At 63.9% G+C, this 21,061-nt stretch carries 22 protein-coding genes, 1 tRNA gene and 1 riboswitch; of the genes, 7 read left to right on the top strand and 16 right to left on the bottom strand.

The genetic code is table 11. The annotated features are described in order from the left end of the window. The first annotated feature begins 400 nt into the window (after window positions 1–400). Window positions 401–718 (top strand): hypothetical protein, encoded by a 318-nt coding sequence (locus ACWIGM_RS00730; RefSeq protein ID WP_454024009.1) that lies wholly within the window; start codon window positions 401–403, stop codon window positions 716–718. Window positions 719–804: 86 nt separating this feature from the next. On the opposite strand, the gene ACWIGM_RS00725 is transcribed toward ACWIGM_RS00730, so the two are convergent. The 4 genes from ACWIGM_RS00725 to ACWIGM_RS00710 form a co-directional block, all read right to left on the bottom strand. Next, a complete protein-coding gene (locus ACWIGM_RS00725) occupies window positions 805–1,566 on the bottom strand; it encodes an AAA family ATPase (protein WP_454024008.1) in 762 nt (253 codons plus the stop codon). An 89-nt stretch (window positions 1,567–1,655) separates the two neighbouring features. Beyond that, window positions 1,656–2,453 (bottom strand): hypothetical protein, encoded by a 798-nt coding sequence (locus ACWIGM_RS00720; protein WP_454024007.1) that lies wholly within the window; start codon window positions 2,451–2,453, stop codon window positions 1,656–1,658. Between the two features lie 897 nt (window positions 2,454–3,350). Next, window positions 3,351–4,217, bottom strand: coding sequence for an alpha/beta fold hydrolase (locus ACWIGM_RS00715; protein ID WP_454024006.1), 867 nt, complete (start codon window positions 4,215–4,217; stop codon window positions 3,351–3,353). Further along, window positions 4,214–4,636 (bottom strand): helix-turn-helix domain-containing protein, encoded by a 423-nt coding sequence (locus tag ACWIGM_RS00710; RefSeq protein ID WP_454024005.1) that lies wholly within the window; start codon window positions 4,634–4,636, stop codon window positions 4,214–4,216. The genes ACWIGM_RS00715 and ACWIGM_RS00710 overlap by 4 nt, the downstream gene beginning before the upstream one ends. Before the next feature lie 63 nt (window positions 4,637–4,699). Between ACWIGM_RS00710 and ACWIGM_RS00705 the strand changes: the two genes are divergently transcribed. Beyond that, window positions 4,700–5,077, top strand: a complete 378-nt coding sequence (locus ACWIGM_RS00705; protein WP_454024004.1) for a hypothetical protein — start codon at window positions 4,700–4,702, stop codon at window positions 5,075–5,077. A gap of 34 nt (window positions 5,078–5,111) precedes the next feature. On the opposite strand, the gene ACWIGM_RS00700 is transcribed toward ACWIGM_RS00705, so the two are convergent. The 3 genes from ACWIGM_RS00700 to ACWIGM_RS00690 all read right to left on the bottom strand — a co-directional run bounded on the left by ACWIGM_RS00700 (window position 5,112) and on the right by ACWIGM_RS00690 (window position 6,568). Next, complete coding sequence (locus ACWIGM_RS00700; RefSeq protein ID WP_454024003.1) at window positions 5,112–5,339, bottom strand: DUF4167 domain-containing protein; 228 nt, start codon at window positions 5,337–5,339, stop codon at window positions 5,112–5,114. A 430-nt stretch (window positions 5,340–5,769) separates the two neighbouring features. Then, window positions 5,770–6,027, bottom strand: a complete 258-nt coding sequence (locus ACWIGM_RS00695; protein ID WP_454024002.1) for a hypothetical protein — start codon at window positions 6,025–6,027, stop codon at window positions 5,770–5,772. 94 nt (window positions 6,028–6,121) lie between these two features. Then, window positions 6,122–6,568: a hypothetical protein gene (locus tag ACWIGM_RS00690; RefSeq protein WP_454024001.1), complete on the bottom strand. Its 447-nt coding sequence runs from the start codon at window positions 6,566–6,568 to the stop codon at window positions 6,122–6,124. 424 nt (window positions 6,569–6,992) lie between these two features. Here ACWIGM_RS00690 and ACWIGM_RS00685 point away from each other — a divergent pair, with 424 nt between their 5' ends. After that, window positions 6,993–9,668 carry a phosphoenolpyruvate carboxylase gene (locus ACWIGM_RS00685; protein ID WP_454025427.1) on the top strand — a complete coding sequence of 892 codons (2,676 nt, stop codon included), beginning with the start codon at window positions 6,993–6,995 and terminating at the stop codon, window positions 9,666–9,668. A 116-nt stretch (window positions 9,669–9,784) separates the two neighbouring features. On the opposite strand, the gene ACWIGM_RS00680 is transcribed toward ACWIGM_RS00685, so the two are convergent. From ACWIGM_RS00680 to ACWIGM_RS00670, 3 genes are all read right to left on the bottom strand, one after another. Then, window positions 9,785–10,075 carry a hypothetical protein gene (locus tag ACWIGM_RS00680; protein WP_454024000.1) on the bottom strand — a complete coding sequence of 97 codons (291 nt, stop codon included), beginning with the start codon at window positions 10,073–10,075 and terminating at the stop codon, window positions 9,785–9,787. A 161-nt stretch (window positions 10,076–10,236) separates the two neighbouring features. Further along, the gene (locus tag ACWIGM_RS00675; RefSeq protein WP_454023999.1) at window positions 10,237–10,593 is read right to left on the bottom strand and encodes a hypothetical protein; all 357 of its coding nucleotides are present in this window, start codon (window positions 10,591–10,593) and stop codon (window positions 10,237–10,239) included. Between the two features lie 218 nt (window positions 10,594–10,811). Continuing rightward, window positions 10,812–11,339, bottom strand: coding sequence for a hypothetical protein (locus ACWIGM_RS00670; RefSeq protein ID WP_454023998.1), 528 nt, complete (start codon window positions 11,337–11,339; stop codon window positions 10,812–10,814). Window positions 11,340–11,596: 257 nt separating this feature from the next. On the opposite strand from ACWIGM_RS00670, the gene ACWIGM_RS00665 reads away from it, so the two are divergent. The 3 genes from ACWIGM_RS00665 (at window position 11,597) to ACWIGM_RS00655 (ending at window position 14,157) form a co-directional block, all read left to right on the top strand. Next, complete coding sequence (locus ACWIGM_RS00665) at window positions 11,597–13,177, top strand: AMP-binding protein (RefSeq protein WP_454023997.1); 1,581 nt, start codon at window positions 11,597–11,599, stop codon at window positions 13,175–13,177. A 29-nt stretch (window positions 13,178–13,206) separates the two neighbouring features. Next, window positions 13,207–13,854, top strand: coding sequence for a DUF1190 domain-containing protein (locus ACWIGM_RS00660; protein ID WP_454023996.1), 648 nt, complete (start codon window positions 13,207–13,209; stop codon window positions 13,852–13,854). 216 nt (window positions 13,855–14,070) lie between these two features. Beyond that, window positions 14,071–14,157 (top strand) — tRNA-Leu (locus ACWIGM_RS00655). Between the two features lie 66 nt (window positions 14,158–14,223). Here the strand turns inward: ACWIGM_RS00655 and ACWIGM_RS00650 are convergent. Both ACWIGM_RS00650 and ACWIGM_RS00645 read right to left on the bottom strand, forming a co-directional pair. Beyond that, window positions 14,224–14,874 (bottom strand): hypothetical protein, encoded by a 651-nt coding sequence (locus ACWIGM_RS00650; protein WP_454023995.1) that lies wholly within the window; start codon window positions 14,872–14,874, stop codon window positions 14,224–14,226. A 220-nt stretch (window positions 14,875–15,094) separates the two neighbouring features. Next, window positions 15,095–16,078, bottom strand: a complete 984-nt coding sequence (locus tag ACWIGM_RS00645; RefSeq protein WP_454023994.1) for a phosphoribosyltransferase-like protein — start codon at window positions 16,076–16,078, stop codon at window positions 15,095–15,097. Between the two features lie 31 nt (window positions 16,079–16,109). Here ACWIGM_RS00645 and ACWIGM_RS00640 point away from each other — a divergent pair, with 31 nt between their 5' ends. Beyond that, window positions 16,110–16,817 (top strand): phosphoribosylanthranilate isomerase, encoded by a 708-nt coding sequence (locus tag ACWIGM_RS00640; protein ID WP_454023993.1) that lies wholly within the window; start codon window positions 16,110–16,112, stop codon window positions 16,815–16,817. 159 nt (window positions 16,818–16,976) lie between these two features. Here ACWIGM_RS00640 and ACWIGM_RS00635 read toward each other — a convergent pair whose 3' ends face one another. The 4 genes from ACWIGM_RS00635 to ACWIGM_RS00620 all read right to left on the bottom strand — a co-directional run bounded on the left by ACWIGM_RS00635 (window position 16,977) and on the right by ACWIGM_RS00620 (window position 21,015). Further along, window positions 16,977–18,194: an MFS transporter gene (locus tag ACWIGM_RS00635; RefSeq protein ID WP_454023992.1), complete on the bottom strand. Its 1,218-nt coding sequence runs from the start codon at window positions 18,192–18,194 to the stop codon at window positions 16,977–16,979. Between the two features lie 173 nt (window positions 18,195–18,367). Beyond that, window positions 18,368–19,327: an ABC transporter substrate-binding protein gene (locus tag ACWIGM_RS00630; protein ID WP_454023991.1), complete on the bottom strand. Its 960-nt coding sequence runs from the start codon at window positions 19,325–19,327 to the stop codon at window positions 18,368–18,370. Window positions 19,328–19,370: 43 nt separating this feature from the next. Continuing rightward, window positions 19,371–20,114, bottom strand: coding sequence for an ABC transporter permease (locus ACWIGM_RS00625; RefSeq protein WP_454025426.1), 744 nt, complete (start codon window positions 20,112–20,114; stop codon window positions 19,371–19,373). Window positions 20,115–20,214: 100 nt separating this feature from the next. Beyond that, window positions 20,215–20,311, bottom strand: a riboswitch (TPP riboswitch). A gap of 59 nt (window positions 20,312–20,370) precedes the next feature. Next, window positions 20,371–21,015 carry a TenA family protein gene (locus tag ACWIGM_RS00620; protein ID WP_454023990.1) on the bottom strand — a complete coding sequence of 215 codons (645 nt, stop codon included), beginning with the start codon at window positions 21,013–21,015 and terminating at the stop codon, window positions 20,371–20,373. Window positions 21,016–21,061 lie beyond the last annotated feature (46 nt).

The following is a 21,061-nucleotide window of genomic DNA, read 5'->3' as shown; positions in this document are numbered from 1 at the left end:
CGAGGTGTGTAATTCGTCAACGCAACACCGCGCCCAATGCTCAACATGCGCTGATTTCGGCGGTTACGATGGAGATGCGCGACTCTGCAATCGAGAATACCGCATCGGTGACGTGATGGACTGGTACCCAAATGATGAAGCGCAGGACACTTGGCCCGGAAATTATTCGTTCGTTTCCGAGCTTAGGGGAGCCGGGAGCGTGCATGTAACAGAAGGGTGCTATGGGGAGTGCGCTTCCTGCCGGAGCGAAGCTAGGTTCTATTTTCTGTTCAATAACCGCCAGATCATGAGATTGATCGGTAAGGAGCGCTGGGACCTGAACTACAACTCGGTCGTTCCATGCTAGGAGCCGATGTCAGGTTAAGGGCGGAGCCTGGCAATGCCAGCTACGGGGATGAAGATGGATTGGTCGCCCGCTACGGAGCAGTTCATTCGCGATCAAATCAAACTTGAAACAGCAAAGATGTCGGCAGCGCAGTTGCGCATATGGGAATTAGTAGCTACGGCGCCAGAAAAATGGGCAATCACGCGCGGCGACGACGCTGGAGATTATTGGATTGTTGCAATATTTGGTAGCTCTGTAGTCTGGTATAACGATATCGAAGAAGGCTTCGATGTCTCTTCATACTCGGTATTCGGCGAGATTGATGAGTATTTTGCTAGTCAATTTGAATTGCGGCACATCATGGGGCAAATCATCGAGCGCATCTCAGGCTGACTGCGGCGAGAATACGTCGTCAGCAATGGACCGAAGGCGGTCATGTCGCGCCGGCTTGTCATCGATCGGCCTGATGCGATCGCCCCTCACTCCTCCATCATCGTCTCCACGAACGTCGCGGGATCGAGGCAGAACTCGCGGATCAGGCGGAAATGCTGGGTCTGCTCGATCGTCACCGGATCGAGCCCGTATTTGGTCAGGCCGAGCAGGCGGGCGCCGGGATAGGCCATCAGGATCGGGGCGTGCGTCGCCATGATCACCTGGCACTGGCCGAGCCGGTCCATGCGGCGTAGCAGCTTGAGGAACTCGATCTGGCGGGCCGGCGACAGCGCCGATTCCGGCTCGTCGAAGATGAAGATGCCGCGGCGCTGGCAGCGTTCCTCGAAGAAGCGCAAAAACCCCTCGCCATGCGAATGGGAGAGGAAATCCGGGCCGCGCTGGCCCGCATCGAGCGCGGCCTTGTCGAGATAGCGCGCTACCGAGAAGAAGCTTTCGGCCCGGAAGAACCAGCCATCGGTGACTTTTGGCAGCCAGCTCGCTTTGAGCGAGTGCGCGAGGGCGCCGCCCATGGCCTCGACTGCCTCAGCATGATCGACCGGGCGATAGCCCTTGCCGCCGCCGGCCTCGTCATAGCCGGCAAGCACGGCGATGCCTTCGAGCAGCGTCGATTTACCGGTGCCGTTCTCGCCGACGATGATGGTGATCGACCTGTCGAAAGAAAGCTCGAAGTCCTCGCGCAGGAAGGGCAGGCACCAGGGATAGGCGTCAGGGTCCGGCACCGCCGCGCGGTCGAGCCAGATGCGCCGGAGATAGGGCGCGGGCAGGCGGGTCTGGCTGCTTCGTCTCATTGGCGCTCGGGACCAGGGGGACGCCAGCCGGCGCCACGGAAGGCGATGCAGATCGTACTGCGTTTGCCGATCCCGTCATCCGGCGGGTTTCAGTCGGTTCCAACCCCGTCGGTGAAGCGGCCGCGCAGGCGCAGGCTCTCCGCGAGGGCGCCGGAATAGCGGTGATGGCCATGATGGCCGAGCCGGGCGTCGATGTCGCACCAGATCTCGCCGTCGCAGCCATTCACCCAGCGGTCGCAGAAGGCGTAGTCCTCGCCCAGGATCACGCCATTGGGGTCCTTCATCAGATCGAAAAGGCCGAAATAGCGCGCCCTCGGCGAGATGTTGTCGCTCCGGCCATCCCATTTGTATTCGGTGTCGGCGTATTTCGAGACCATGGTTTCGAGCATGTCCCGCCGCAACAGCGTGAGCCCGGCGCCGACACGCACAACCCTGGCGAAGCCGCCGCGAACCCCGGGGATCTCCCGCTTGCCGCTCAGGACATCGCGGTCGTGGAACTCCAGGTTCCATTCCAGCGAGGCGGCCTGGAGCATGTCGAAATTCTTCGGCTGGGCCCGGAGCGTCGCCGAGTTGCTATAGCGCTTCTTGGCATAGGGGGCGGCGGCGAAGGGTACGTTCGCCTTCAGCATGCGCAGGACGGTATGCGGCTGCCATTCCATGTCGGCGTCGACGAAGAGCAGGTGGGTCTTTTCCTTGCGCGCGAGGAACTCGGCGACGATCGCGTTGCGCGCATGGGTGATCAGGGCGCAGCCGCTCACCGCAAAAAGTGCAGCCTTCGCATTGACGGTGACGAGTTCGACGATCGTGCCGGTGATAGATTTCGACGTCTCAATATATAGTTTTCTGTCGTATGAAGGTACGCCGATAAGGATGTCCCATTTCTTCATGGTCAGGTTCCTGTGCGTAGCTGTACAGGGTGGCAATTAAAGAAACGGGCCGGAAGTAGAAGTTCTCAAAATTTTAGTGTTGATAGGTATATTTTGCCGGCTATGCAGAGCTGCGCCTGCTCCCTCTTATGTCTCGTCCGGTTTTTCCACGAGCTCACTGGCATCCGGTGTTTCGCTTCTGCTCGGTGTCCAAAGCCGGGAATCGTTCCGGTTGTCAGGCGACTCGATAATCTTCTTTAGGTTGCGGTGAGAACCTTGCCAAGCATCCTCGATTGCGTGCGATGCATGGCCCCCCAGCTCGCTGAGCCCGGCCGCATACATCATTGCGCCGCAATCCGGTCATCATGGCCCGGGCGGGCTCGTATTGTGCCCGCGGTTGCGCTTCCCGCCGGCTTCTGCCGCGGGGTTTGCGAAAAACGCCATCCGAGGGAGGGCGCGGGGTTAAGGCGGCGCCGCAGTCGACGGCTGCGTGCCGAATGTCGATGTCGATGTGTCGAAGCAGCGCCACTGGCCACTGCCCGAACCCCGCGCGCGGTTCTCTTACGGTGCTCTCGTCGTCTGGTTACGTCCGGCAGGACTGGGAGGGCCTCTCCCATCGACGAAAACCCCTCCGTGGTGGAGGAGCAAGCTCGGATCGCAAAAGTGGATCACACTTTTGCGGAGCGTGCTCTTCGAGCTTGCGAAGCTCTGTCGCCACGGACACCGCTCTCCCACCCGGCTTCTCGACGCCTCGCGAAGCCCCCTCGGCTCGGATGGGACGGGGAGAAGCATAAAGCAGGTTTCAGGGGCGGGGATTGATTGGGGATCTGTCCCCGCTTGGAGGTCGCTCGCTTGATCGGCCAAGCGCGGGAACCCTCTCCTTCCAGGAGACGGGTTCTGCGGCGCGGTTCCGCAGACTCATGTCAGGACGGCGCTACGCTCCAGGAACGCCATGACGCGCGCGGTCTGGTCCGGCAGGAAATGGTAGCCGTCATCGAGGAAGCAGATCTCGGCCTGCGGGGCGGCGCGTTGCAGCCTCGTCCGCGTATCCCGGGAATCGAGCAGGACGTCCCGCCCGCCGAGGACCGCCAGGATCGGCACGCCGAGGCCGGCGAGCTCGGCATCCGTCAATCGCGGGATGCTGACGATACGCGGGCGCACGGCCCCGCCGATCTCCTCCATCAGCTCGGCGAGCGACCGCACCGCTTCCGGCAGCACCTTCGGGAAGGGGCCCAGCACCAGTTCGCGCGCCTTGCGCCTGCCCCAGCCGCCGAGCAGCAGCAGCGGCAGCGCCTTCAGGAGGAAGTTCTTCTGCCGGCCGATGCCGGCCGGGCCGATCAAAGCGAGCGCCCGGGCGAAGCCGGGCCGCCTGCTCGCATAGTCGAGCGCCAGCCAGCCGCCCAGGGACATGCCGACCAGCGCCGCCTGCGACAGCCCAAGCCCGGCGAAGACGTCGTCGAGCCAGAGGGCGTGGGCATCTCCGGCGAGCGCGGGCCGGACCTTCGCGCTGAGGCCGGGCTCGCCGATCATGTCGACCGCGTAGAGCCGGAACCTGGTCGACCAGAGCGCGACATCGAGCAGCCAGGCGGCCGAGTTGGCCTGCGAGCCGTGGAGCAGCACGACGGGAGGCGCGTCTTCCGGCCCGCTGGCGACGACGAAGGTCGGGCCCTGGCGTGTCGGCAGATGGGCTTGCGTGCTGGGGACCGGCCAGCGGGCGAGCACGCGCCGGTAATGCGCCTCGACCGCCGCGGCGGTCGAGGCGTTGCCGTAGACCGGGTCGCTCATGGCCGGTTCCCGATCTGCATCTGCAGCATCTCGAGGAGCCGTCCGACATCGGCCGGATCCCCGATCAGCACGACCTTGAGGCTCCTGGCCTGCGGATCGAACGCCGTATCGAGGTGCAAGGGTGGGCTGTCGGCATCGCCGGTCAGCGCTACGGCCTGCAGGAAGGTCGCGATGCGCTCGGCCCGCTCGACGGCGATGTCGGGGATATCGAGGATGCAGGTTGCGCGGGCGGACGCCGTTGCCTCGGACCTGCCGCTGGCGAGGCCGGCGAAGGCGTCGAGCCGGGAGCGGGCGATCCGATAGGATTTTCCGACACGCGTCGCCGGCAGCCGGCCCTCGCGGATGTAGCGGAGCACGGTCTTGGGGTGGAGGTTCAGCTCTGTGGCCGCCTGCTCGACGGTGACGAGTCCATCCGACATTGAATATTCCCTATTGCTCCCATAAATTCCTAATACGAGGAGCAATAGAGATCAATAGAGGTCATGACGACAGAAGGAGCCGCCGCGCAAATCGACGCGGGCGCCGAGATGAAAACCCGGTTGCGGGCCGATCTGCGTATCGCGATGAAGAGCGGGCGCGCTGACGAGGCCAAGCTGATCCGGGCACTCGTCGCCGCGATCGACAATGCCGAGGCACCGCCGGCGACGGCCAGGCAGGAGGCGGTGGTCCAGCATGATTTCCGCAGCGGCGCGGCCGAGGTCGAGCGGCTGCTGCTGGGCCCATCGGAGGTGCGGGCGGCGATATTGGCGGAGATCGACGAGCGCGAGCATGCATCTGGCGAGATGGAGCGTCTCGGGCAGACCGGGCTGGCGGAGGCGCTGCGCGCCGAGATCACCCTGGCGAGGGGCTATGTCGTGTGATGACCTCTGTCCGCCGTAAGGACGGGACGGGGCCTCAGGCGGCCGAGCCGCTGATCAGGCGATGGTAATGCTCGGCATATTGGTAGTAGCGCTCGGCTTCGATCCGGTCGCCGGCGAGGGCCTTGGCCCTGGCCATGGCGAGATAGCGCTCATAGCTCGCCTGCGCGGTCGAGCCGCGCCTCGGCTGCAAGGCGTCGGCGCGTGAGCCCGCGCGGGTGACGCGATTGTCGAAGGTCGTGCTTCTGGGTTGGTGTATGGACATGTCCAGCCTCCTCATCCCAGCATCTTCTTGACGATGCGACGCAGCTCCTCGCGGCTGAGACCGCAGGGCTGCGGCTTCCAATCGGGTGCGGATCTTGCGGGTGCGGATTTCGGCGGAAGCGTATTGGCGATCGCAGTGGCGACACGCCTGGTCTGGGTGGACTTCAGTTCGATTGATTCTTGCATTTATATCCGTTTGCCGCCCGGCCGAGGCCGTGCGGTCTTGTGGTGACATCGCCGGGCACGCTTGCGTGCGACGATGGTGCTGCCACGGGCAGCATTCAGTTTTCGACGGTAGGGTGGAGGCGCGGCGCCGGTTCCAATCAGGGGAGCCAGCCGGGCATTCTTCGCCTGCCTGCTGTTTCTATCCAGGCAATGTGGCCAAATGAAGTTGTGCCGACAGGTTTATCTGTTTCGCGGCTGCAAGGACCTTACGGAAAATAGTTCTGCGGAACAGTTGCCCTATGATGACGGCAGGGTCCGTTGAGGTTTTTCTCGATCGCCGTCATGGCTGCTTCCACAGACAGGAACGGCCCCTTCCGGATGTCGCTCAGGCGCGCAATCTGATCCTGCGAGAGGATGATCCAGCAACTGCCGTGCGGATCGCGAATGATCGAGCAGATCGGGCGCTCGAGCAGGTCGGAGACGCCCCAGTTGCCGGAGAGGTTGCGCCGCACGGTCGTGTCCATGGCTTCCTCCGGGGTGCCCCCAATATGGCCATGGACAGGGTGATTGTAAGGGCCGGAGGGGCCCGTCCTCATATTCGGAGGGGCGAGCCCGATACTACGGCTTCGGGGGCTGGGCGTCGGCGAGCTCATTGGCGCGCGTCACCAGCTCGGGGAAGGGACGCTTCGGCTGCGTGCAGACAATGCCGAGCTTCTCCTTGGTCGCGCTGCCGCGCCAACCATTGGGCGTCTTGCTGACGGCGACGTGCATGGCAAATTTCGAGAAGAAGCCGGTGGTCTCCGCCTCGACGCAATAGAGGATCGCCCAGTACGGCGTGATCGGATCCTGATGGAGCTGGGGGCCGGCGATCGTAGCGCTGGTGAGGTGGGGCCGCCCGGAAAGGACGCCCCTGAGCTGCGGCGTCTCGGCCAGGCCGAAGGCGACCAGCTTGCGGACCTTCGGCTCGTCCTGCGCGATCTGCTGGAGCAGTTCTTCGGCGCCTGGCGGCGGTGCCTTGTGGCCGGCGGCATTGAGACAGCCGCCGAGCAGGACAGCAAGGGACACGACAGCAGCAGTGCGCAACAGCATGGAAAGACCTGGAAAAGGCGCCGGCATCGCATTGCTCAAGACAGGAGGCCATCGCTGTGAGCAAGCCGGTTCTGCAACCTCGTCAGGCTTCGCGTCGCCATGTTGTAATTTTGGCGCGATCGGCCAGGCCATGCCGACGCCCAGTCAGCGGCACCGCCGTGGCCGCTGCGCTGCCACAATGCTTTTCGCAGTTGCAGCAAAGTCTGAATCCTGCTCACCTGCCGGCCGCCTCATCAAACGATTGAAAAAAGCGGAGAGCGGCGTGGCGGGTGTGGAGGAATTGTCGCCATCGGCGCTGGCGAACGAATTGTCGGCGGCGATCGTGCAGGCGCGCTCGGATGCGCGCGAGGACCCGTTCGGCAATCCGGTCTTACGCGTCACGCTCTGGCTGACCCGGAAAATGGATCGCGGCGAGGTGACACTTGTCGACACCGCGGCGCTGATCCGCCAGCTCGGCCGAGCTGCGCTCGCCGACCGGGCGGCGCGTGTCGCGACCTATGTCGGGCTGGAACGCGACGAGAACGAGGCCTATGCGGCGCTGGCGCGGCGCGTCGCCGAGGAGGCGAGCGGTTCGGCACAGCCCTTCGAGGCCTATGGCGCAGCGCTGGCGCGGGTGCGCTTCGCCGCCGTCTTCACGGCGCATCCGACCTTCGGCATGAGCCGGGCGGTGGCGCATGCGCTGGCCGATCTCGCCTCGAACGAGGGCGAGGCGGCGGCACTGATGGCTGCAGACCTGTCGTTCCGGCCGGATGCGGCGATCACCCTGCAGGACGAGTTCGAGCAGGCGCGTTTTTCGGTGCGCAACGCCCGCGATGCGATCGACCGGCTGAACGCAGTCTTCCTCACCGAAGCGCGGGCGCGCTGGCCGCAACGCTGGCGCGAGCTCAAGCCGCGCGCTTTGCAGCTCGCTTCCTGGGTCGGCTGCGACACCGATGGGCGCACCGATATCGGCTGGTGGGACACGCTGCGCTACCGGCTGGAATCGAAGCGCGGCCAGTTCTTCCGGCTGCTGGAGAAATTGCCGGAGGCGCCGGCGACAGCCGAGGTGAGGGCGCTGGTCGAGGGCGCGCTCGCGGCCGTCGAGCGCCAGCTTGCCCTCTGTCCGCCCCTGAACAGCAAGCCGGAGATCGCGGCATTGCAGGCCTTCTCGCTGTCGCTGGTCGGCGAGCGCGAGGCGGCAATGCCGGACGCCTCCAAGCTGCTGGCGGCGCTCGACAAGGCGGTCGTGCTGGCCGAGGACGAGGCGGCCGCCGAAGCGCTGGTGCTGGCGCGGGCCGGCGTCATCGCTCATGGCGTCTCGATCGCGCTGCCGCATTTCCGGCTCAACGCCTCGCAGCTGCACAATGCGATGCGCGGCGTGATCCCGCTCGACGAGGAACCGGCCCAGCCGGCGCAGCGGCGCGCCTTCCTCGCCGCCGTCAACCAGGCGCTGGCCAAGGCCAGGCCGACGCCGGTTGATTTCGGCGCGCTCGCGGTCGAGCGCGCCTCGGCGGCGCGGATGATGATGATGGTCGCGCAGATCGTGAAGCATGTCGACGGCTCGCGGCCGGTGCGCTTCCTGATCGCCGAGACCGAGACCGGCTACACGCTGCTCTCAGCGCTCTATCTCGCCAGGCGCTTTGGCATCGCCGATCTCGTCGAGATCTCACCGCTGTTCGAGACCTCGGACGCGCTGGAGCAGGGGCCGCGCATCATCGACGAGGCGCTGCGCAGCCCGCATTGGCGCGACTATCTCAAGCGCCATGGCCGGCTCTGCGTCCAGTTCGGCTATTCCGATTCCGGCCGCTATATCGGCCAGGTCGCGGCGACGTTCTGGGTCGAGCGGCTGCGCAGCCGCATCCTTGAGCTGCTGCAGCGCTATGGGCTCACCGATATCGAGCTGGTGATCTTCGACACCCATGGCGAGTCGGCCGGGCGCGGCGCCCATCCCGACAGCCTCAAAGACCGGCTGGCCTATCTCGATCCGGAATGGCCGCGGCGGGCCTTCGCCAAGGCCGGCGTCAAGGTGACGCGCGAGACCAGCTTCCAGGGCAGCGACGGCTATCTGCTGTTCGGCACCAAGGGGCTTGCGGGGGCGACGGTGGCGCGCATCGCCGAAGCCGTCTTCGCCGATGCTACGGCGGGCACGGACGATCCGATCTATGCCGAGCCGGATTTCGCCACCGAATTCTTCCAGACGGTGCGCGAGGAGATGACCCATCTCGTCGACGATCCCGGCTATGCGGCGCTGATCGGCACCTTCGGTCCCTCGCTGCTCGACAAGACCGGCTCGCGCCCGGCGGCGCGGCAGAGCGATGCCGGCGGGCCGACGGTGATCCGCCATCCGCGCGAACTGCGGGCGATCCCGAACAACGCCATCCTGCAGCAGCTCGGCTGGCTGGCGAACAGCGTGCACGGCATCGGCCAGGCGGCGGCAAGGGCACCGGAGCTGTTCGCCACGATGCGCGATGGCTCGGAGCGCTTCGGCCGGGCCTATCGGCTCGCGGCCCATGCGATGGCGAACAGTGATCTCGATGTGCTGCGCGCCTATCTCGACACGCTCGATGCCGGCTCCTGGTTCGACCGGGCCCGGCGCACCGAGAAAGAGGGCCGGCGAGACGAATTGCTCGCCGTCGCCGAGGCGCTGGCGCAGCTCGATCTCGCCCCGGCACTGCGAAGGCTGTTCTGGCGCTTCGCCTCCGACCGGCTGAAGCTGAAGGAGGCGGCAGGCGAGCCGCCGGCGATGCCGGTCCGGCTGGTGGCGCTGCATACGCTGCGGCTTGCGCTACTGCACCGGATCTGGCTGTCGGCGACGCATATCCCGGATTTCCGGCCGCATGCCGGCGTGACGCGCGAGCTCCTGCTCGAGCGCATTCTGCGGCTCGACATGAACGGGGCGCTCGCGCTGCTCGGCGAGATCTTCCCGCTCAATCCCGACCCGGCGCTCGGCCTCGATTTCGGCGAGCCGCCGGGGCCGCGCGAGGGCGGCGCCTATGCCGCCTTCCATCGCGACGTGGTCGAGCCGATGCGGGAGTGCTTTGCGCTGCTGCGCGAGATCTCGGGCGCGATCCAGCATGAGATCGGGGCGTTCGGCTGAGGTCGCACGCCGTCATGCTCGCCCATGTGGCGAGCATCCACGTCTTCAACACGGCGTTTGATGAAGGAAGACGTGGATGGTCGGGACAAGCCCGACCATGACGATGACGAGCAGCGCTACGCCGCCCGGTCGAGCGTGACCATGATGTCGGTATATTCCGGCTCGTGCGGCGCGAGGTTCCGGCGGGTCTCGTCGCCCCATCTGGCGAGCTTGACCACGCGGCCCATCGCCTCGGCGGCACCATCGGTCTTGACCGGCTCGATGATGGTCAGGCCGCCGGCGTCGAGAAAGAAGGTGTGCTCGCCGAACAGCTCGCCGAGCTGGACGGTGGCGGGATGGTTCTCCGGAATCGCCTGGGCGTCGAGCTGATGCAGGGCGGTGTCGATGCTTGCTTCAGTCAGCTTCATGATCGGTCCTTTCATTGCGAGAGAGAGACGGATTCACCGATCAGATTGTGCCAATCCGATCGGATCCGGCTCTCGCGGCGCTACCTTGGTCGGGGCAGGAGCGCCGGGCTGCCCGTGGAAGCGCTCGGCCTGCCGGCCGGCACCCCCAAATCGTCTGGCTTTCAGATGCTCTCTTCGGCGATCAGGGTCAGATCGCCGTCCTCGTCGAGCGCGACTGCGATGATCGCGGCCGAGTTCATGCCCCTGGCCTGCAAGGCCCTGGTGGCGGCGGGGATGGTCTCGATCGATCGCCTGAGCTGCTGCAGATCGTCGGGGCTCGTCTGCGCGACGGCGCTGTCGACCTGCACGCGCAATTGCGGCGGCAGCGAGCGGCGCTCGATCACGACGGCTTTGCGGATCGCGGAAGGATCCTGCAGGCCGGGATTATCGGAGGGGAGGGAAGGCGACTGGCCCTGCGCCGTGGCTGCGCTGACGACCAGTACGAAGGACAGGCAAGCGGCTCTGGCGAGGCTGCGCATCATTGGCTCCTTTCCATCACTGGAGGGAGGGGCAAACGCCCGATGCGAAGTGACGCTAGTTGCGAAATCCGGTCAGGCTCTGTCCTCGGTCTGACCGTTCGAAGGTTTCAATGCGACTGGAATGAGATGGGGCGAGCGCCGGCTCGCCTCGTCATAAAGCTTTTGCTTTGGACGCAATTCCGGACGCAGACCCGCTGTTCACTTCTGCTGGAATTGCTTTAGCGCGTGCGCTCCGAGAGCTCGGCCGAGGCGCTGGTGTTGCGGTCCGAGATCGACTGGACCGGTTCCCAGACCGTGTAGTTGTCCCGCGGGGTCGAGACCAGGTATTTGAGCTGGCTCTTCGCCTTGGCCGAAAGCAGCGGGCTCGACTGGAAGCTGGCGAAGTTGGCATAGGCGCGGGCGCCGCCGTCGAAGACCACGACGCGGTCCTTCAGGACGATGATGTCGCCCTTCTTCAGCGTCTCGTCCTTGAGATACCAGAACGGATCGCTGGCATATTCCATCGGCTTGACGAGCTTCGGCTTCGGCCCGTCCTTGCCGGCATCGAGCGTCGTCGTGGCCTTCTTGCGCTTGGGCCGCACGGTCATGTGCAGCGGCACGCTCTCCGGCATGGGGGCGACGGCCCGGCGCTGCGGGACGCCGAACAGCGTCTCCCAGAAGCCCGCGGCGCTCGCGGGCGAGGCTATGGCGGCCCAAGCCGCTGCCAGCGCAGTGGCGGCTATCAGTTTTTTTGAAATGGACGGCACGGCTGCAATCCCCAGCTCCGCAACCGGAGATAGCGATAAGTATGCCCGATCTCAATGACGGGCGCACGACGTGATGAACGGCTTCTTCGTCAAATTTCAGCGATTGGACCGCCGCCGTTGCGAGATCGTTGAGTCGGAGCCGATTCCAGGTCGATTTTCGCTGCGCTGCAGCACTCTCGTCACCCTGGCGCATTGCAACCATGCACTGGGCAGCTACGTTCCGCTGTGGAGAGAAACAGCCCGGAGCACAAAGCGAGATGGCCGCGATCGAACTGCCGGCACAGCCCTTCGATGTCGAAGCCGCCCGGACGACCCTGTTCCAGGCGCTGCTGGCCGCCGCCGGCAAGCATGGCAAGGGCCGCGTCGCGCTGGAGGATCCGGAGCGCAAGCCGCTCAGCTATAGTAGCCTGATACTTGGTGCGCTGGTGCTCGGCCGCAAGCTGTCGGCGCAGACCAGGCCTGGCGAGACGGTCGGGCTGATGCTGCCGAACGTGCAGGGCATGGCGGTGACGCTGTTCGGACTCTCGGCCTATGGCCGCGTGCCGGCGCTGCTCAACTTCACCGCCGGGCTGAAGAACCTCACCGCCGCCTGCGAGATCGGGCCGATCTCGACCATCGTCACCTCGCGCCGTTTCATCGACCAGGCCAAGCTCGACGACATCATCGACGCGCTCACTCCCGGACGGCGGGTGATCTATCTCGAAGACGTCCGCAAGCAGCTGACCAGCCTCGACAAGGCGCTCGGCGCGCTGGCCTCGCTGGCGCCGGGCATGGTGCATGCGCGCCATGCCGCCAGGCCGGACGATCCCGCCGTCGTGCTCTTCACCTCCGGCACCGAGGGCAAGCCGAAAGGCGTGGTGCTGAGCCATGCCAACCTCGTCTCCAACGCCCGCCAGATCTTCGAGCTCGCCGCCGGCTTCCTGAGCGAGCGCGACATCGTCATGAACCCGCTGCCGGCCTTCCACTCCTTCGGCCTGACGGCGGCGCTGCTGATGCCGCTGACCCATGGCATGAAGGTCGTGCTCTATCCGAGCCCGCTGCACTACAAGCAGGTGCCGAAGCTGATCGGCGAGACCGGCGCCACCTTCCTGTTCGCCACCGACACTTTCTTGCAAGGCTATGCGCGTGCTGCGGATGAGGGCGACCTCAAGAGCGTGCGCTATGTCGTCGCCGGGGCCGAGCGGGTGAAGCCGGAGACGCGGCGGATGTGGCAGCCCTATGGCACCACCATCCTCGAAGGCTATGGCTGCACCGAATGCTCGCCGGTGCTGGCCTGCAACACGCCGGTGGCGACCAGGGATGGCAGCGTCGGGCGGCTCCTGCCCGGCATTACGGCCAAGCTCGAGCCGGTCGAGGGCATCAACGAGGGCGGGCGGCTCTGCGTGAAGGGCCCGAACGTGATGCTCGGCTATCTCAACGCCGACAATCCCGGTGCGATCGTGCCGCCGGAGGGCGGCTGGCACGACACCGGCGACATCGTCGCCGTCGACGACGGCTTCATCACCATCAAGGGCCGGGCGCGGCGCTTCGCCAAGCTCGGCGGCGAGATGGTTTCGCTCGCGGCGGTCGAGTCGATGATCGCGGGCCTGTGGCCCGGTCACAATCACGTGGTCGTCGCGCTGCCGGACATGCGCAAGGGCGAGCAGCTCGTCCTCGTCACCGAAAAGCCCGATGCTGAGAAGAAATCCCTGCAGGACGAGGCCAAGCGCCAGGGTTTCCCGGAATTATGGCTGCCCAAGGCGATCCTGGTCACCGGCTCGATTCCGGTGCTCGGCAACGGCAAAATCGACTATGGTGGCACGCGCGAGCTCGCCATCACGATGAGGCCGCTGCTGTGACGCCACAATCGCATGATCAGGGAAGCCGCATGATCACGCTTCTTCCCCTCGCTTTCGTCCGCGTGGCCGCCTTCGCCGTCGCCGGGATCGCCCTGACGCCTGCCGACCTCGCCGCCCAGGCGACCGGCCAGACCTATGTCCGCCGCGACGAATGCATCGAGGCCGGCAAGCTCTCGGCCGAGCAGTGCGAGCACGCCTACCGCAACGCCCGCGCCGAATTCGAGCAGAAGGCGCCGCGCTATGCCTCGCGCAGCGCCTGCGAGCGGGCCCACAAGCGCTGCGGCGCCCAGGTCTCGACGACCGGCGGCTGGGACGCGCTGGCGCGTGGCGGTGGCGGCCAGTCCTATGTGCCGCGCTTCGTCGGCATCCGCGTCACCGGCGAGGGCGCCTCGGGCAAGGCGCTGCCGATCATCGAGGGCACGGCCAAGGTCGCCTTCTCGGCGCGCCAGGTCGCGGCGCTCGACGACAAGGTCGCTGGCCGCCGGGCGGTGATGGGTGGCGGCAGCGGCGGCGGCCAGCACAGCCAGCAGGCGAGCGGCCCCTATATCCGCCGCGGCGACCGCGACGACACGGTGCGCGTGCCGATGGAGCAGAAGAAGATCGGCTCCGACGTCGCGCCCGGGCTCTATGTCGATCCCGACGGCGTCGAATGGTACAAGCCGGCGCACCGGCGCTGAGGCCGGAGCACTCGTTTGTTTTAGCTCGGAACCGCACCGTTATCCTGGGCGAGCGTAGCTCGTCCCGGGATCCATCGTAGAGTTCCGCAGCCTTACGATGGATCCCGAAGCTGCACCGCTTCGCGGCTTGTCCAGGATGACGGCGCGGTTCCGCACACAACTCGTGAGCGCTCGCCCTTGTGGCCGCCGTCGCGGACGGCTAACCAGTCTCGCCGCGCGGACGTGGCGAAACTGGTAGACGCAAGGCACTTAAAATGCCTCGCCGGAAACGGCATGCGGGTTCGATCCCCGCCGTCCGCACCATGCTTTTGAAACTATGAGCCGTTAGGTCAATAATCAGATGTGCACCAATAACGGTCATCTGGGGGGCTAAACACTCAGACTTTTCAGAGAGAAATAGTGCTCAGCGAGTGCGCAAAGGCCGATTTGCTGGTGATTGGAGAACATGCGCGTTGTCCGCCCTTCCCACACGAAATCCCCCCGGAGAAAAGCTGAAAGGGCGGCAGGTGAAATCGGAACGGGGAAAATCGCCGGTGACTCGTTATTGTCCTCAGCTTCGGTGTTCCACAGGTTCTCCACCATTTCGTAGTCTAGATCTGGAATCTCCAAAAGAAAACAAGCGACCGGCTGGCAACGTTTTGAATCATACGCAAGTGCCAACATCTTCAGATCTGTGGGTTTGTAGTGTTTTCCTAGTGTCAGACCCAACTCCATCTTGAGCGCCCGCGTTGCAGTATTGAAGGGCGACGGCGCAGCGCCGACCATGTCGTCGGCGTCGTCAGGTCGTAGCATGCCTTCCGCGCATGACATGGTCGCCTGCCAGATACCCAGCCCTTCCTCTTCTGATACGGCCATGGCCTTCGAACGCAAACAGGCAATGAGACACTTTCCTTTCGATTTATCTTGAAGGTCGTGTTGGACGACGAGGCCAACAACGTTCGCAAATCGTTGAGGAATAGGTATGTCCTTTATTGTCGCCCAATCGAAGTGGGCTAGGCTTACGAGTTGATCTCTCTCCATAAACTCTCGAATGGAGCAAGGTCCGTCTTGGGTCGCGATCAGTGCCGGTTCGGTTATGCGCTCTCCGAACATTATCTGGTGTGAGTAGTCCGCAGGTTCAAATTCAAGATATGGGATATGCTTCAGGCCTTTTTGGCCCGCAACTTGGATTTTATCTATCCTAGCGGAATGTAGTGAATATCCGTTGTTGATTTGAACGCTCTTCCCACGAGCTCGGAGTTCAGAGATCCGTACCTCGACGCCCGCGGTGTAATATTCTGCGAGTTCGAACGGCAGGCTTTTTGGGCTCTGCCAGAGCCGTTTTGATCTCGGAATGCAGCAATGGGGGATCAAAACGCTGGTACTTTGCTATGGACGGGACTATCAGTGAGCCGAATTTATGCGCTTCATGCATCTTATGCTCCAGAATAAAAGGTACGCGTGGCGGCGGAGGAATTCGAGCTAATTTGTGCAGTCGAGGGTATGGTGCGAGCCATTTCTCCCCCGTAGGCAATTTAACGGTGCTCCAAAATATCGGCAAGGTGTTATTTGGTGTGTTATACTCGGTAGCGAATAATATCGCACTGTCCCCGTATCCCAGTGGGTAGCTTGTATGATGACGATCAGCTTCAAATGAGCTTAGATAATCGCCATATTTCTTGCAGATTTTTTTTGCCTGGACTATTTCAAATTCATTCTCAAATATGTAACCAATATCGAAAGCTGGTCTAATTTGAATGTCCAATATTGAGGTCAATTCGCATTTTTTAAATCTTGATTTCAAATATTCGCGGACTTTTCCGATGCCTGTATCCATGCCGGCCAGATATGCGTAGGTGATTTTTTTTTCGAAGTTCCCGCGGATGCGTTCAAAATAATCCACGGCTTGGCGGCCTGTCCCGATAAAGTCGTCGAGAAAAATGAATTGCTCGAACGGCGCAAGATTCGCGCTATCCAATTGATCGGACATCAGGAACTGTTCAACGGCAACACGATCTCCTAGCGAACGCCTGAGGTCGCTTGCCAACTCATTGCCAGATTCGGTTGTATGCCCTAACGCGACAAAGCCTACTCTCGGAAGCCCGTCTAGTGCGGAAAACTGCTCATGAAGCTTGTTTCTAATCTGGTTTCGGTCTGCGTATATAAAGGAATCCAACAAGCGCTTAATAAATTCTCGTTCCGAGTCTTCAAACTGGCTAAGGAACTTCTGAGAATCCGCGATCATTCAAGTCAACCGCAATGAGGAAGAATGAATCATGCTCCAATTTCAGCGGCCTTGGGTCAAGATTTGCGGCCTCGCACGAGAGGAAGATATTCACGCCTGTCACGCCCTCGGCGCCGATGCAGTCGGATTGATTGTCGTCCCCAATACGCACCCTCATCGGAACAAAGATCAACTCCTTTTGGAGGAAGCTGCGTCGCTCGTTCAGCAAAAAATATCTTCTTTGCAATATGTTATTTTGACGCATAGTAAAAACTCTGAGGAAATACTCCATATCAATAAAATTGTAAAACCTGATTATATTCAACTTCAGTCAGATGTAAGAGGTATTGAGAGCTTATATGAATATATTATCGCTGGTGATATTAAGTTTATAAAGAAGGTTTCGATAGTCCCTAATAGTGGTACTGAGCATTTGAGCCAAATTGTATCTGAGTATGAGATTCATAGATTCTATTCTATACTTCTGCTGGATAGCGCCTCCGCGGCGGGCGGCAAAGGAGGGACCGGGAAAGTGCATGATTGGAATTTGAGCGCGCAGCTCATTGGCTCTTTCCCAAAACTGAAGTTTGTCCTGGCGGGTGGGCTTACACCCGACAATGTTGGGAATGCGCTTGAGCGGGTAAGACCATGGGGGCTAGATGTAATGACAGGTGTCTCAAGCGAGCGTGGAGTGAAGGATAGCTCAAAGATCGCAGCGTTCATCTCTAAAATTGATGAATATTCGTCTAGCGGGAGATAAGCTCCATGGCTTGTGCGGCAACGAGTGCTGGTTTCAAATGGAGCGCCCTTTGTCTCGAGCACATTTGGTTCCTGAATGTTCGCATTTGGCCAAGAGCTGAGTCCCAGCTCGGGCAAAAAAGCGCTTGCGGACCTACGCCATTGGCCTAGTTGGCCGCCTCTACCCCCGCCGGTGCTCCACCTTCGGCAGGAACCAGGCCAGCAGCCCGATCGCCGGCAGGAAGGCGCAGATGCGGTAGACCGCCTCGATGCCGATCCAGTCGGCGACCTCGCCGAGGATCGCCGCCGCGAGCCCGCCGAGGCCGAAGGAGAGGCCGTAGAACAGGCCGCCGATCAGGCCGATCCGGCCCGGCATCAATTCCATTGCGTAGATCAGGATCGCGGCGAAGGAGCTCGCCATGATCAGGTTGATCACCACCGTCAGCACGCCGGTCCAGAACAGGTCGGCGAAGGGCAGCATCAGCGAGAACGGCAGGGCGCCGAGGATCGAGAACCAGAGGATGCGATTGCGGCCGACCCTGTCGCCGATGATGCCGCCGGCGAGCGCGCCGACGGCGGCGGCCGCGAGGAACAGGAACAGCATCAGCTGCGAGCCCTGCACCGAGACGCCGAACTTCCCGATCAGATAGAAAGTGTAATAGGAGCTGAAGCTCGACGAATAGGCGTTCTTCGAGAACAGCAGGATCACCAGGATGGTGATCGCGAAGGCGATCTGGCCCTTCGAATGGGCGGGCGCCGCGGGCGCTGCGGCCGCGACCTTCGTGGGCTTGGGAGCGGCTGCGGCGGCCTTGCTCAGGACGGCATAGCGGCCGGCGGTCCAGACCATCAGCACCATGGCGAGCAGGGCTGCCGCCGAGAACCAGGCGACGCTGGTCTGGCCGCGCGGCACGATGATGAAGGCGGCGAGCAGCGGGCCGAGCGCGCCGCCGCTCTGGCCGCCGACCTGGAAGATGCCCTGCGCCAGCCCCTGCTGGCCGCCGGAGGCGTTGCGGGCCATGCGGGTCGCTTCCGGGTGGAAGATCGAGGAGCCCAGGCCGACACAGGCCGCCGAAATCAGCAGCAGCGCGTAGCTGCCGGCATAGGCGAGGCCGATCAGCCCGGTCAGGGTGCAGCCCATACCGACGACCATCGAATAGGGCATCGGGTTCTTGTCGGTATAGGCGCCGACGACAGGCTGCAGCAGCGATGCGGTGATCTGGAAGGTCAGCGTGATCAGGCCGATCTGGCCGAAATCCAATGCGTAGGCCGTCTTGATGATCGGGTAGATCGCCGGGATCAGCGACTGGATCATGTCGTTGAGCAGATGCGTCGCGCTGAGCGCGAACAGCACCGGCAGGTCGGCGCGGCGGGTGGAGGCGATCGGCTGGCTGACGTTCATGGGATGACTTCGCCGGGCGCAGCTGCGAATCCGGGCGAGGGCTCGCCCAATGGCTGCGGAGCCGGCTCATAGCACCGCTGTCGGTGGGGAACCCAGAGCCGTCGGCACAGGTCCGCCCTGATGTGGACGCGGGATGGCCGGCGGCAGGCGAGGCTGCCGCCGCGATCCGCCGGTTACTTCACCTCGCCCGCGATCTCGGCGAGCGCCGGAGCCTTCTGGATCAAACCACGCTCGACGAGGAAGGCGCCGAAGCGCTCATAGCGGCCCTGGTCGAGGGCGCGCGGGCGCTTGGCGAAGCGCGGCAGCGTGTCGGTCCAGGCCTGTCGGTTGAGGGCGTCATCGAGATCGGGATGGGCGGCGATGAAGAGCTTCCAGGCCTCCTGCGGGTGGTTGGTCAGATAGAGCGCGGCCTTTTCGATCGCGTCGAGGAAGCGCGGCAGGCGGCTGTCGGAGAGGGCGTCGCGGCGGGTGATCAGGATCAATTCGTCATAGGCGGGAACGCCGTGCTCCTCGGGATAGAAGGCCGTGCCGGGATGGCCTTCGAGCTTGAGCTGCGTCAGCTCGAAATTGCGATAGCCGCCGATGGTGGCGTCGACCTTGCCGCCGATCAGCGCGGCCGAGAGCGCGAAGTTGACATTGACCAGCTTGACGTCGTCGAGCTTGAGGCCGGCCTTGGCCAGCATCTGGCCGAGCAAAGTGGTCTCGGTGCCGGAGACGGCATAGCCGATCGTCTTGCCCTTGAGGTCGGCGAGCGACTTGATCGGCCCGTCGGCCTTGACGATGACGCTGTTGAGCGGGGTCTCGACCAGCGTGCCGACACGGACGATCGGGATGCCGGCGGCGTGGTCGAGATAGAGATTGGGCTGGTAGTGGATGCCGATATCGGCCTGGCCGGCGGCGACGAGGCGCGGCACGGCCGAGGGGTCGGAGGGCGGCACCATGGTGACCTCGAGCCCAGCCTCCTTGAACAGGCCGAGCTTCTGCGCGACGACCAGCGGCGCGTGATCCGGGTTGACGAACCATTCGAGCATCACGGTCAGCTTGTCGGCGGCGCGCGCCGGGCTGGCGAGGCCGGCGGCCAGGACGAGGCCGGTGGCGAGGAGGGCGCGTCTGGCCAGGGCGCGGAGGGTCATCAGGCGAAATCCTTCTGCGTGATCAATTTGAAGCGGAGTGGCGTCATGGCTCGCTCGCCCAGGGCAGCAGGCGCGGGCCGAGCGCGTCGACGAGATGGCGCAGGACGAGGCTGAGCACGGCGAGCACGGTCATCGCGGCGAAGACCGTGTCGGTCTGCATGCGGGCATTGGCCTGGACCATGACGAAGCCGAGCCCGGCCGAGGCACCGACCCATTCGCCGATCACGGCACCGAGCGGCGCGAGCGGGGCGGCGACCCTGAGGCCGGTGAGCAGGCTCGGCATGGCGAGCGGCAGGCGGACATAGCGCAGCGTCTGCCAATGCGTCGCTGATGTCAGCGCGGTGGCGTCGATCAGCTCCGGGTCGGTCCGGCGCAGGCCGTCGGTGAAGGCGGAGGCAACGGGAAAGAAGATGATGATCGTCGCCATGATCACCTTCGAGCCCATGCCGAAGCCGAACCAGACCACCAGCAGCGGCGCGATGACGAAGACCGGGAAGGATTGCAGCACGAGCAAGATCGGCCAGAGCAGGCGCCCGAGCCGCGGCAGCGCCACGATGGCGAGCGCAGTCAAGGCACCGAACGCTGAGCCGAGCACGAAGCCGAGCGCCATCTCGGCGATGGTGGTCAGGCTATGGCTGAAGAGGAAGCCGGGCTGGCGCTGGAAGGCCAGCGCCACGTCGAGCGGCGAGGGCAGGATGTAGCGCGGCGGCTGGAACAGCCAGACCGCGCCTTGCCAGGCCAGCAGCAGGACGAGAATCGTGCGGAGGGCAGGGGCAAGCGCGGCCATCACCGGCTTCGCGCCGGGGGCCGAGCTCCGCTCTGTCGCGTCCTGCGTCGTCAAGGCTCGCCTTTCCGGTGGAAGGCGGGCACGGGGATAAGCGCTGACCAGGCTGCCCCGAGCGACTCCCTCCGCCAGCATGATCTGGTTCAGGTTCGAAGGGTGCTTCTCAGCTCGCCTCGCGGCGAACGCCCCCGTCTCTCGTGAGCCCTTGTGACAGAGCGGCTCGCGCCTGTCACGCCTGCCTCAGCCGGAGGAACGGCGCTCAGGCTTCCTCATAAGCCGAGTCGAAGAAGGCTTTCTCCAGCGCGACGGTGCGCTGGAAGAAATCCCAGCTCGCCTCAGCTTCGCTTGGGCCGACGCGGTCGAGCTCGCTTCGCAGGAAGCCGACGAAATCGCGGAAATCCGGGTTGTCGTGCAAGGTGACCCATTCGGCGTGGATGAAGTTCGCCGGCAGCGGCTGCGACGCCTGCTGCGCCCAGTCGAGATAGAGCCACTCGGCGACGACCAGGACGGAGAGGGCGGCGGCATAGGAGCGCGTCGCGGCGGCTTCGCGCATGATCGCCTTGAAGCCGGCGGTGGGCTGGCTGTCGGGGCGCTCGCTACGCTCCTGCTCGCTGACGCCGAGCGCCGCGAAGGAGCGCAGGAAATAGGTGTTCTCCTCGCCGCTCACCATGCCGATGAAGCGGCCGAAGCGGATGCGGGCCTCGAAGCTGTCGGCGCTGGCGAGCGCTGCCCCCAGCAGGGTCAGGAAGCTGTCGAGGAAGCGGTGATCTTGGATCAGATACCGGGCCATGACCGCGTCGGACACCGTTCCGCCCAGCAGCTCGCGGACGAAGCGGTGGCCGACGGATTGCGACCAGGCCGGCTGGCTGGCCTGGCGGAGGGTCTCGGTGAAACGTTCGGTCATGACGTCGTAGCCCTTTGCTGACGGGCTCTCCTATCAGCAGCGGCGC

The organism is Allobosea sp. NPDC055332, from assembly GCF_053645455.1.
This window is presented reverse-complemented; position numbering and strand designations above follow the sequence as displayed.

Coding starts and splice junctions, on each gene's coding strand:
- ACWIGM_RS00695 (WP_454024002.1), bottom strand. CDS start 6,027: ATGGACACGACCGTGCGGCGCAACCTCTCCGGCAACTGGGGCGTCTCC.
- ACWIGM_RS00665 (WP_454023997.1), top strand. CDS start 11,597: ATGGCCGCGATCGAACTGCCGGCACAGCCCTTCGATGTCGAAGCCGCC.
- ACWIGM_RS00645 (WP_454023994.1), bottom strand. CDS start 16,078: ATGATCGCGGATTCTCAGAAGTTCCTTAGCCAGTTTGAAGACTCGGAA.
- ACWIGM_RS00730 (WP_454024009.1), top strand. CDS start 401: ATGGATTGGTCGCCCGCTACGGAGCAGTTCATTCGCGATCAAATCAAA.
- ACWIGM_RS00700 (WP_454024003.1), bottom strand. CDS start 5,339: ATGTCCATACACCAACCCAGAAGCACGACCTTCGACAATCGCGTCACC.
- ACWIGM_RS00635 (WP_454023992.1), bottom strand. CDS start 18,194: ATGAACGTCAGCCAGCCGATCGCCTCCACCCGCCGCGCCGACCTGCCG.
- ACWIGM_RS00685 (WP_454025427.1), top strand. CDS start 6,993: ATGGATCGCGGCGAGGTGACACTTGTCGACACCGCGGCGCTGATCCGC.
- ACWIGM_RS00650 (WP_454023995.1), bottom strand. CDS start 14,874: ATGGAGAGAGATCAACTCGTAAGCCTAGCCCACTTCGATTGGGCGACA.
- ACWIGM_RS00710 (WP_454024005.1), bottom strand. CDS start 4,636: ATGTCGGATGGACTCGTCACCGTCGAGCAGGCGGCCACAGAGCTGAAC.
- ACWIGM_RS00630 (WP_454023991.1), bottom strand. CDS start 19,327: ATGACCCTCCGCGCCCTGGCCAGACGCGCCCTCCTCGCCACCGGCCTC.
- ACWIGM_RS00715 (WP_454024006.1), bottom strand. CDS start 4,217: ATGAGCGACCCGGTCTACGGCAACGCCTCGACCGCCGCGGCGGTCGAG.
- ACWIGM_RS00625 (WP_454025426.1), bottom strand. CDS start 20,114: ATGGCCGCGCTTGCCCCTGCCCTCCGCACGATTCTCGTCCTGCTGCTG.
- ACWIGM_RS00680 (WP_454024000.1), bottom strand. CDS start 10,075: ATGAAGCTGACTGAAGCAAGCATCGACACCGCCCTGCATCAGCTCGAC.
- ACWIGM_RS00720 (WP_454024007.1), bottom strand. CDS start 2,453: ATGAAGAAATGGGACATCCTTATCGGCGTACCTTCATACGACAGAAAA.
- ACWIGM_RS00725 (WP_454024008.1), bottom strand. CDS start 1,566: ATGAGACGAAGCAGCCAGACCCGCCTGCCCGCGCCCTATCTCCGGCGC.
- ACWIGM_RS00620 (WP_454023990.1), bottom strand. CDS start 21,015: ATGACCGAACGTTTCACCGAGACCCTCCGCCAGGCCAGCCAGCCGGCC.
- ACWIGM_RS00640 (WP_454023993.1), top strand. CDS start 16,110: ATGCTCCAATTTCAGCGGCCTTGGGTCAAGATTTGCGGCCTCGCACGA.
- ACWIGM_RS00705 (WP_454024004.1), top strand. CDS start 4,700: ATGACGACAGAAGGAGCCGCCGCGCAAATCGACGCGGGCGCCGAGATG.
- ACWIGM_RS00660 (WP_454023996.1), top strand. CDS start 13,207: ATGATCACGCTTCTTCCCCTCGCTTTCGTCCGCGTGGCCGCCTTCGCC.
- ACWIGM_RS00675 (WP_454023999.1), bottom strand. CDS start 10,593: ATGCGCAGCCTCGCCAGAGCCGCTTGCCTGTCCTTCGTACTGGTCGTC.